Origin of the sequence: Oscillochloris sp. ZM17-4 (genome assembly GCF_019599295.1) — a bacterium.
In the GTDB taxonomy this organism is placed as follows: domain Bacteria; phylum Chloroflexota; class Chloroflexia; order Chloroflexales; family Chloroflexaceae; genus Oscillochloris.
This window is the reverse complement of sequence record NZ_JAIEWN010000066.1, coordinates 7,858-18,376: the sequence shown is the minus strand read 5'-3', so window position 1 is coordinate 18,376 and position 10,519 is coordinate 7,858. Positions and strand designations below refer to the sequence as shown.

At 68.0% G+C, this 10,519-nt stretch carries 7 protein-coding genes; 1 reads left to right on the top strand and 6 read right to left on the bottom strand.

The features are described from left to right. The 4 genes from K2Z83_RS25780 to K2Z83_RS25765 all read right to left on the bottom strand — a co-directional run. Nucleotides 1-1,035, bottom strand: a 1,035-nt coding sequence (locus K2Z83_RS25780; protein ID WP_220598039.1) for a lamin tail domain-containing protein, incomplete at its 3' end; no start/stop codon positions are given. Between the two features lie 111 nt (nucleotides 1,036-1,146). Continuing rightward, on the bottom strand, nucleotides 1,147-1,884 hold the full coding sequence (locus K2Z83_RS25775) for a DUF4352 domain-containing protein (RefSeq protein WP_220598038.1): 738 nt from the start codon (nucleotides 1,882-1,884) through the stop codon (nucleotides 1,147-1,149). A 465-nt stretch (nucleotides 1,885-2,349) separates the two neighbouring features. After that, nucleotides 2,350-3,666, bottom strand: coding sequence for a M48 family metallopeptidase (locus K2Z83_RS25770; protein ID WP_255604515.1), 1,317 nt, complete (start codon nucleotides 3,664-3,666; stop codon nucleotides 2,350-2,352). 307 nt (nucleotides 3,667-3,973) lie between these two features. Beyond that, nucleotides 3,974-5,170, bottom strand: coding sequence for a PAS-domain containing protein (locus tag K2Z83_RS25765; protein ID WP_220598036.1), 1,197 nt, complete (start codon nucleotides 5,168-5,170; stop codon nucleotides 3,974-3,976). Nucleotides 5,171-5,694: 524 nt separating this feature from the next. On the opposite strand from K2Z83_RS25765, the gene K2Z83_RS25760 reads away from it, so the two are divergent. After that, the gene (locus K2Z83_RS25760) at nucleotides 5,695-6,675 is read left to right on the top strand and encodes an RNA polymerase sigma factor RpoD/SigA (RefSeq protein WP_370650280.1); all 981 of its coding nucleotides are present in this window, start codon (nucleotides 5,695-5,697) and stop codon (nucleotides 6,673-6,675) included. 80 nt (nucleotides 6,676-6,755) lie between these two features. Here the strand turns inward: K2Z83_RS25760 and K2Z83_RS25755 are convergent, their stop codons facing one another. Both K2Z83_RS25755 and K2Z83_RS25750 read right to left on the bottom strand, forming a co-directional pair. Continuing rightward, the gene (locus tag K2Z83_RS25755) at nucleotides 6,756-9,182 is read right to left on the bottom strand and encodes a peptidoglycan DD-metalloendopeptidase family protein (protein ID WP_255604514.1); all 2,427 of its coding nucleotides are present in this window, start codon (nucleotides 9,180-9,182) and stop codon (nucleotides 6,756-6,758) included. Between the two features lie 143 nt (nucleotides 9,183-9,325). After that, nucleotides 9,326-10,360, bottom strand: coding sequence for a GHMP kinase (locus tag K2Z83_RS25750; RefSeq protein WP_220598034.1), 1,035 nt, complete (start codon nucleotides 10,358-10,360; stop codon nucleotides 9,326-9,328). Nucleotides 10,361-10,519: the final 159 nt, after the last annotated feature.

The following is a 10,519-nucleotide window of genomic DNA, read 5'->3' as shown; positions in this document are numbered from 1 at the left end:
GGGACTTGGGCTAGATGTGGCTGTTGGTGGCGGCGGCGGGTTCTGCTCGCCCTGCGACCACAGATCGGTCACCTCCCAGATCCCCGATTCCTGGAGCGCATACACGTGTGTCGCGTCCAGCGCGGGGTAGCTGATCGAATCGCTCATCGGCGATTCCGCGCCGTCATGCACCACGATCGTTGCGCCATCATTGGGCAGAAAGCCCTTTGCAAAGCTAACAACAACAAATTCGCCGGGGCCAATCACCGTGGCCGAGATAGATCGTGATGTGCCCGAGCTCTCTGATACGCGCACGACGCGCCAGCCGTCCAGAGAGACCGCGCGATCACCGCTGTTATAGATCTCAATCCACTCGGGGTCAGTGCCGGCCGCGATCTCATTGATTCTGATGCTGCCGAAGCTGGGGGGAGCCGTCGGGGTCGCGGTGTGCGTGGTAGTGTTGGTCGGCGTCGCCGTCGGCGTACTTGTCCTCGTCGGCGATGTGGCGGGGGTGCCCTCGGCGGTGGGGGTGCCCACATCAGCGCTGCCAGTCGCCGTCTCCGTCGGCGCCTCGTCGCTGGCGCTGATCGTCGCTGTCGGCGCGGGGCTATTCGCCCCGCCCATCGTTGGCTCGCCCCAGAGCCAATCGACCCCGCCGTCGGGGATGCGGGCCAGAGACAGATCGCTCTGGGCCTCGCCATACGTGTGGCTGTCGATGGCATCGCCCGCCGGGCCTAGCAGCTGGATGGTGTCGCCCGCCTTATTCAGGATATTGGCGGCCCACGCGAACGTCATATGCGCGCCGGGGGCGATGGTCGTGCCCTGGGCGATGACGACCCCTGGCTTGCCGATGCTCTCGTCGTCGATCTGCCAGCCGCCGATATCGACGGGGCTACTGCCGTTGTTGTAGAGCTCGGCCCACTCCTCGCCTGCGGATGGGTCGGGCATAAACTCATTGATCTGGACGGTGCGCTCGCCGGCGCGGGCGGTGGTGTGGGTGGCGGCGGCAAGTCCCAGCAGGGCGATGATGATGCCAAATGTGGCGAGTCGTCGCACGGGTGCCTCCTTATGGCGGCAGGCTGATAGCGGAGCCCTCTATGGGCGACACTATGCTATATACCGTGCGGTCGGGGCGAAGGTTCTGCTACGACAGGGCTGTCGCCCCAACTAGGGGCCGACGTTGGTGGCGGGTGCGGCCGCGCCCTCGATCGGCCAGCCGGACGTGCCGCCGTCGCGGACCGTGAGCACCATGCCGGTGGCGTCGTCGGGGACATCAAAGAGGATAGGCACGCTGCGCATGCCGCTGCGGGGGGTGATCGCATCTTCGAGGGCGAGGTCGCCGTGCTGGCCGCGCCCATAGAGCGAGAGGTAGGCGCTTGAGGCGTTGGGTGCCGGGCTATAGCGCCGGCCCCGGCTATCGACGAGGGTGAGCAGATCGGCGGGGATCCGCCGCAGGTCGGCGCTGTTATTGCTGATCGCCATCAGCGCGAGGACGAAGCGCCCGCTCGGCTTTAGGTCGCCGATGGCGCCATCGAGGATGAGGGCGTAGTCGGGGCGCAGCAGCGTCGCGCTCCAGCCATCGACATCGACAATGGTGCCGAGCGGCAGGCTCGCCGGCGCGGGCAGCCCAGCGGCGGGCGTCGTCGCTGCGGCTGTCGTGACCTGCGCAGCCGTCGCCATCCCCGGCTGATCTGCTGCCGAGGGCGAGGGCTCAGGCGAGGGCTGCTGTGTGATGCTGGCGTGTGAGTCGGTGGTCGGCGGGGGCTGAGTCGCTGGCATGAGCACGGAGGAGGGGATGATCCCTGCCTCGGCGGAGCGCTGCTCCGGCCTGGCGACCAGGCCGCTCGCAAGGACAAGGAGCGCGATGATCAGGAGCCCCATGATCGCCAGCGCGATCATGTTCATGAGCGGGAATCGCGGCTGAGCCTGTGCTGGCTCATCATCAGAAGATGGTGGCAGTGGCGGCTGATCCAGCGGCTCTGCGGGCGCAGCAGGTGGCGGCACCGGCGACTCCGCCAGCGCCGAGGGGGAGGGCGCTCGCTGAACAGGCGCGGGCGGCCCGAGACTCGCCAGAGCCTGTTGGGCCTGCGGGTGGCCCGGGGATAGCGCGACAACATGCTCCAGCGCATCGCGCTGCTCCTGGGCGCTGGCTGCAACTCCCGCGAGGCCAAGCCATGGTCGCACGTCATCGGGGCATTCGTGGGTGAGGGCGAGGAAGAGCGCGCGGGCGGTGCTCCGATTGCCGGATCTCGCCGCAGAGACTCCCATCCGGAGCAGCTGGTCGATGTTGAGCTTTGCAGGTGTGGGGTCGGTCACGTTGAGGGGGGGATATGTGGGGAGAGACGGAGCCCCCCCCACATTTGAGCATCGCTACACATTTGGCAGCACGAGCCAGCCCTGGGTCGGGTTGCTGCGCGCGAAGAAGACCAGGTTCGTCGCATCGGGCGCGACATCGAAGATCAGGGCGACGCTTCGTGTCAGCCCGTCGGGCGGGAGCTGCTGGGTCTGGCTGAGGTCGGCGTTGACGCCGGGGATGACGTAGGCGTCGGACACCTCGGGCCGTGTGCTCCAGACGCGGCCCTGCGCGTCCTTGAGCACAAAGAAGTCGGGCGGGATAGTCTGGCTCGTGCCGGTACTATTTACGGCGAAGACGAGCACGACCACAAAGCGGCCGTTCGCGGGCTGGTACTGGCCGAGCGGGCCGATGATCGGCGCGGCGTAGGTGGGCTGGTTGAAGTCATAGATCCAGCCCTCGCTCTGCAGCGGCGTGCTGGCCGAGACGATGACGGGGTTCGCCTGGGAGACATCGGCCGGCGCAGGCGCGGTGGGCTCGACGGTGGCCTCGGCGGTCGGCTCCTCAAGCGTTGTGGTCGATGTGATCGCCTCGGTAGGGCCAGCGCCCTGGTCGGCTCCTTCGCCGAGGATCGCGGTCGGCTCCTCTGCGGCGGCGGCGGCGGCAGTCTGCTGGGCGGCCTGATCGGCGGCGGCGGTCTGCTGGGCGGCCTGATCGGCGACGCTCTGTCCGCTGCTATTGAAGAAGAAGAAGACGAACAGCAGGCCGATCAGGAGCAGGGCGACAAGGCCGAGGAGGATGCTGAGCAGGGGGCTCATCCCGCGGCGGGCGGGCACGGTATCTTCCTCTTCGTCGTAGATGCTGCGGCGGCTGCTGGTGGAGCCGCTGCTTGGGCGGCTCGTGGAGCCGCTGCTCGGCCGGCTGGCGGAGCCGCTGCTCGGTCGGCTGGCGGAGCTGTCGCTACTGCTGCCAACGCCTATCGCCGCGAGTTCATCTGTCTCATCGGTAGGCGGTGGGTCAGCGCGGCGAATGGGCTTTTCCGCATCGGCCATGATATCGGAGAGGTCGTTCAGCGATGCGAAGGGGTCGTCATCATCGTCGCCGAAGGGGTCGTCGTTGACGCTTAGTGGCGGCGAGGTCGCTGGTACGATATCGGGGGATGGGCTTTCGGCACGCGCACCAAGAGCCTGGAGGCCCTTGATCGCCATCTCGTTCTTGGGGTCGAGCTCAACGACGCGCTCGAGCGCTGCCTGCCGCTCCTCGCGAGTTTCTGCTACGCCGGCAAGCCAGAGCCACGCCTGGCCATTTGCGGGGTCTTGGAGCGTGAGCAGACGGAAGAGGTTTCGGGCCTCTTCTTTATTTCCATCGCGGGCGGCCTCAATCCCGAGCTGCATAAGGCTATCCGGCTCCGCCATGCGCAGTCCTTCCTCCTACGCCCGTTCAGGGCAGAGACGACAGGGGTCTTGAGTGTCCGGGCTATTTTATCACACCCATACTCAATGGTCAACACCTGCTTTTATTCATAGCGCACTATTAAGAGGCGAATGAGAGCCAGGTGGGGTGAAAGTGCAAAGAGTTTTTGGGAGGCATCGAGGGGGGCGTGGCTCCGATTACGCGTGGCCCGCGAGCGCAGTGCGGAACCTTGCTGCGCGATGTCGAGTCCGCAGCCGTGGGCTTGTGATCCGGCGATCGCTGCGTCCGCTAGCGTCGGCGCAGCGCGTAGGCGATCCCGCCCATCAGGTCGGCCCGCGTCACCACGCCCTCCAGATCGATCCCCAGCGCCACCATCGTCTGCGCGACATCGGGGCGGATCCCGGTGAGCACCGTGGATGCGCCGAGCAGCTTAACCGCGCGGGCGCACTGGAGCAGCACATTGGCGATCTGCGTGTCGACCACCGGCACCCCGGTGATATCCAGGATGGCGACCTCGACCCGCATGGACTCCACCGCGTGCAGCAGCGACTCCACCACCATCTCGGCCCGCGCGCTGTCGATCGATCCGATCAGCGGCAGCACCACCACGCGATCGCTGATCCGCAGCAGCGGGGTCGAGAGCTCGGCCAGCAGCGAGGCCTGGATGCGGATCAGCTCGGCCTGCTGCTCGCTCTGCCAGCGCAGCGCCTCGGCGCGCTTCATCGCGCTGATGTCGGTGCGAATACAGACCGTGCCGCCATCGCTGGTGCGCTGATCGACTGACCGGATCCAGACCCCGCCGGCGAGCTCTATCTCCACCGTCTCACAATCGCGGTGCTGCCGGATGCGCTCGGCGATCCACGCCTCTTCGCGCCCGACCGCCTCGGGGTATTGCCCGCGCTGTGCGGATACCCGCACCATCTCTGAGAAGGTCTTCCCCGACACAAGCAGCGTGCTGATCTCGCTAAACAGCTCCCGATAGCTTCGGTTGCAGAACACCATGCGATCATCGGCGTCGTACAGGGCGAACCCGTCTGCGCTACTCTCCAGCGCGTCGCGGATCTGGTGCCAGACCCGGGCCGTCTCCTCCTCGGCGATGCGCCACTCGCTTACGTCGTGGGTCTGCCAGAGCAGCCCGCCGGCCAGGGACTCGTGGGCCACGACAGTGTTCGAGAACCAGCGCTCCGGTGGCTCCGACAGCACTTCCTCGAAGCGGCACATCGGCGTGGTGCCACTGATCATATCGCGCAGATCCTGCTGCACCTGGCCCCAGTCTGCGTGCTTCCAGTAAAACATCCGTGCGCAGACCGCAATCACATTCTCGCCGAGGCCGGTGTTAAAGAAGGCATCTTGCCAGGCCGGGTTCACCGCGCGGATCGTGCCGTCTGGGGTGATTAATGCGCAGGGGGTGGGGAAGATCGTGATGAGCGAGTCGAGCGATGGAGAGGTGCTTCGGGGTTCGGTGGCTGCGTCATCTGTTGTCATGTCCGGCCTCTTGGCATCATCGGCGAACGCAATGCGGCTTATTGTACCACGTCGCATTTTCGCGAGGGGTATGGCTGCCTCAAGCTGTAGGGCTTCTGCAAAGCCCCTGCCCCCCCGGCTGGCGACGTTGCACATGCCCTGCCTCAAGCTGCAGGGCTTCTGCAAAGCCCTGGGGCGAAGCCTCCCCCGCACCCCCACCAGGAGGTGACTTTGCAGAGGCTCTGCCTCAAGCTGTTTCGGCGGGCCGATGGCCCAAAACTCGTCGTAAAATCCTCAGACATGACCCTTGACAAAAACTGTGCAAAAGGTGAAAATATACACATCCAAAATCTTTGAGACTCCGTATATCTCGGTAGAGAAATAACCGGCCAGCGCGGATCGCCGCCGCAGACCGGCACCGCCCGATCCGCCACCGGCGCCGCCAAGGCCACCGCCACGAGGGATAGAGGAGAACTGCCGTGTACGCCTTCCGTAACGCGAGCAAGAGTGATCAGGTGCTGGAGCAGGACGAGCAGGCCGAGGTCATCTCAAATGACGATGATGACTCATGGGTGGCCGAAGCCGAGATCGAGGAGCCTGAGGATCGTGACAACGAGCCCGTCGAGGACTCGGTGCAGCTCTACCTCCACGAGATCGGTCAGGTGGCGCTGCTGAAGGCTGATGAGGAGCGCGACCTGGCGATGCAGATCGTCGAGGGCAAGGCGGCACGTCGGCAGCTTGATGACGAGGACTACGCTGATGGGCGCGAGCGGGCGATACTTGAGCTGAAGGTGGCCCGCGGCCTTGACTCGCGCCGCAAGCTCATCCAGGCCAACCTGCGCCTGGTGGTGAGCGTCGCGAAGAAGTATATCGGCAGCCCGATGGCCTTTATGGACCTTGTCCAGGAGGGCAACATCGGCCTGATGCGCGCCGTCGAGAAGTTCGACTATACGCGGGGCAACCGCTTCAGCACCTACGCGACCTGGTGGATCCGCCAGGCGGTCACCCGCTCGATCGCTGAGCAGAGCCGTCTGATCCGCCTGCCCGTTCACCTGAGCGAGTCGCTCGTCCACCTACGCCGGGCGATCTATAAGCTGGAGCAGGAGCTTGAGCGCGAGCCGACCCCCCAGGAGATCGCCCACACGATGGGCCTGAGCCTGCGCAAGGTGAAGCGTCTGCTCCAGGCCTCCACGCAGCCGGTCTCGCTGGAGCAGCCGCTCAACAACGAGAGCGAGGGCCGGGTGGGCGAGGTGCTCGCCGACGAGAGCCTGGAGACGCCGATGGAGATCGCGGCGCAGAACATGCTGCACCAGGAGCTGAGCGCAGCCCTGAACGATCTGCCCGAGCGCGAGCGTAAGATCCTCCAACTGCGCTACGGCCTGATCGATGGCCAGCGCCGCACGCTGGAGGAGGTCGGCGTGGCCTTCGGGATCACCCGCGAGCGCACTCGCCAGATCGAGGCCGAGGCCATGCGCCGCCTACGTCACCCCAGCGTCGGCCAGCGGCTCCACGGGTATTTGGATTAGCGTGGTGCCCGTGCAGGGGCGCAGCAGCGACCGCAGGGGCGCGCCGCGAGCGGCGCGCCCCTGCGGTCGCTGCTGCGCCCTTACGGCCATGATCGGCGCACGATCACCGGCAGGTAGGCCCGCCACTCGGGCGGCGCTGCCTCCTGCGCCGGCGTGACGTTGCCGCTCACATCGCGCAGGCGGATGTAGAGCCTGCGGGGCAGGGTCGGGTCCCAGGCCCAGTAGAAGCGTCCCTGGAGCGGCTGCCAGTCCGCGCCGGCGAAGCTGGGCTGTTGGCTGACCTGCATCATGATCGGGCCACCATCGCTGGCCGAGATCAGGGCCGTCACTCCAAGTGGGCCAGTTGGCTCCAGGGCCAGATCCATGCGCGGTGCCAGGTCGAGCAGGACGGTGCGGGTCAGCGTCGTCGTGTTCCCGGCCCGATCCTCGTAGCGCGCCGCCAGGATGTGCGGCCCCTCCACCGGCGGCAGCAGCCAGCGGTAGGCGTCGTAGTAGGGCTGCGGGTCGGCGAACTCGCCGTCCACGCCGAGTTGCACGGCGACGATCCCGCCCTCGCGGTCGATCGCGTTGGTGTCCAGGCGCACCCGCCGGCTGCGCACGATCACCGGGGCATCCACATCCGGGCGGGCCGCCGCCAGATCCGCCACCTCACCCGCGCCCAGGGCGCGCCCGTAGATCGCCAGGTCGTCGAGGATCACCCCGGCCGGGGCGCCGCCGTAGGTGAAGCGGCCGATCTGGATCGTCGGCCCGACCTCGTCCGGCAGCGCCGCCTCGCCCCCCCGCGCCGCCTCGGCCCCATCGATATACAGCGCCTTCTCGCCTGTGGCCGCATCCCAGCTGATCGCGAAGTGGTGCCAGCCCGGCGCGAGCGTGTCGGGCACCGTCAGCTCGTCGGCGCTGGCCGCATCTGCGCCGACGGTCCAGAACGTCCAGCGCGGGCTCTCACCGGGGCCGAGCAGGTCGCGGCGCAGGGCCAGGGTGCCGCTGTAGACGGGCGCGCCATCCGGGCTGGCGCTGGCGGCGATAAGGTAGTGGCGACCCAGGCCGTTGGCCGGGTAGCGCTCGGGCAGCTCGGCCCACAGGCTGATCGTGCCGGCCTCGGGGCGCAGGTTGTCGGCGCTGGGGTAGGCCAGGCCGGCGCCGGAGGTGGCGAGAGCCTGGCCGTCGCGCCCATCGACATAGCGCAGCTCCCCGGAGATCTCGGGGAATCCGGCGCCCACCGTCTGCACCGGGTGGCCGTCGAGCCCGGCCTGGAAGAGCAGGTCGGCCGGCGGGTTCACGGCCAGCGTGCCGACCGGCGGGGTGTCGTCGGCGGGCGCGGGCACGATCCCGCCCGCCGAAGTGCCGGGCGGCGTGAAGTCGTAGGTTCCGAGCAGCGCGCTGCTCCAGAGCCAGGTGCTGGCCAGACAGCCGGCGTAGGCCGCGCAGGGGTCGGGGCCGGGGCCGTACCAGCCGTAGGGGTCCACCTGCTTGCCGTAGCGGCGCACCTCGAAGTGCAGGTGCGGCGTGCCGCGCACAAAGCCGCTCGATCCGCTGTAGCCGATCAGGTCGCCGGCGCGCACCGGCACGCCGGCGCTGCCATCGATCTTGCCCGTGAAGTAGGGGGCGAAGGCGCTCAGGTGCCAGTAGACCGTCTCATAGCCGCCGGGGTGCTCGATCACCACGCCGTTGCCGCGGTGGGTGCGCGGGTAGGCCACGCCATCGGCGGCGGCCAGGATGGGCGTGCCGACCGGCTGGTCGGGGAAGTAGTAGTCGTGGCCGTCATGGCCGTTGTACTGGACGTTGCCCTGGTTCAGGTAGGTGACGACGAAGGTGTTCCCGTCGTCGCCGGTGTCCACCGTGGGGTAGACGTGGTCGAAGTAGGCCAGGTGGACGACCCGGTCGCCGGCGGGCCAGGGCAGGCCGAGGAATCCCGCGCCGGCATCGGGGGGCGACGCGCTCGCCGGCGACCCGCCGCCGATGCCGATCTGCACCAGCTCGTTATTAAAGTAGCGCGCGAAGGCCCTGCTGAAGGCGTCGACGGCCGCGCGCCACTCGCCCGAGCTGCGGCCCTGGGCCAGGAATCGTTGGACGGACACGCCCTCGGGGGCCTGGGCCAGGGTCAGGGTGAAGGTGACGCCGTCGGTGAATCGCACGGTGGGCGGGCGGCTGTAGGGGCCGAGGCCGGCGCGCAGCTCACGGCTGGCCCACTCGACCTGGGCGGCGAAGCCGTCGGGGCCAGCGGCGCCGAAGGGTTGGCGCAGGGCCGCGTCGGGCGGCGCGGGGTCGCTGATCAGGCCGGCGGTGGCCTCCAGCAGGGCCAGGTGCAGGCGCGGGCTGAGCCCGTAGTAGAGGCTGTTGCTCTCGATGATCGCGGCGGCGCTGCGCCCGCCCTCGCGGTAGCTCTTGAGCGGGCCGGGCTGCTGGGAGAGGAACTCCTGCACGCCGAGCGACCCGCCCTCGGCGCGGGCGGGGGCGACGGGCAGCATGGCGGCCAGCAGGGCCAGCAGGAGGAGCAGGCGCTTCAAGGGGTGAGGCTCCGGGGTTGCGTGATCGTGAGGGGATCGTAGCACGTGGGGATTTCCCCGTCAACGAGGGAAAAATGACAATCGGCTCACCTGCGGCCCGCTATGGAGGTGGGCGAAGCCGGCAGCTTCGCCCACCTCCATAGTCAATCCCGCTCCTCGACGCTCCAGGACTGCACGCCGTGGGTGACGAAGGAGAAGGGCCGCACGATCACGCCGGCCTCGGTCAGGGCGCGCTCCAGATCCAGGCGGCGGTCGAAGGGGCATGCGAAGACCATAAAGCCGCCGCCGCCCGCGCCGGTGATCTTGCCGCCCCAGGCCCCGTGCCGGCGGGCCAGGTCGTAGACATGATCGACGATCGGCGGGGCGATGTGCGGCGAGAAGGCCTTCTTCACCTCCCATGCCTCGTGGAGCAGGCGGCCGAAGTCGGAGATGCGCAGCTCGCGCAGCAGGCGGGTGGCCTCGTCGACAAATGCCTTCGTCTCATCGTGGAGCCGCAGCGTGTCGCCCTTCACCAGGCGCTGCACCTGGTCGCTCATCAGGTGGCGGGTGAGCAGCTGGCGGTCGCCGATATAGCCGATGATCAGGCAGCTCTCCAGCTCCATCAGGGCGGCCGGGTCGGTGATCACCGGCTCGACGATCACCCGGCCCTGGCCGAAGTGGTAGAGGCACATGCCGCCAAACACGGCGGCGTACTGGTCCTGTCGCCCGCCGGGGATGTTCAGATCGACCCGCTCGATGCGGTAGGCCAGCTCGGCCAGCTGGTGCGGGTCGTAGGTCTGGCCGGCGATCGCGTAGAGCAGCTTGAGCATGCTCACCACGAGGGCCGAGGAGGACCCCAGCCCGCTGCCGGGGGGCGCGTCGCTGAACATAGTCAGCTTAAAGCCGGGGTTCTCGGCGGAGCGCACCGACTGGAGCAGGGGCATAGCGTCGAGGACGGCCTGGGGCAGGCTGAGCTGGCCGTCCCACTCGCGGCCGCTCACCAGCTTGCTCACCTCCTGGAGGTCGAGCGAGCGGATGGTGATGCCGGGGGCGCTGCTGGGGGTGATCATGCAGCGCACAAAGAGGTTGATCGTGCAGTTGAGCACCTTGCCGCCGTGCTCCTCGGCGTAGGGGCTCACGTCCGTGCCGCCGCCGAAGAAGCCGATCCGCATCGGCGCGCGGGCCTTGTATATCTTCATCGAGCCGCCTCGCTTCGCGCTATTCCCTGCCGAGAGCGGGGCTAGTATAGCACAGAGGAAACTGGCCCCTCGGCGCGCGCCTCATCCTCATGGGGTGCGACGTAACGTCTTGCAGTATATCCCGGGCGGGCGGCTGAAGCCGCGCCGTAGAGGCGCTGC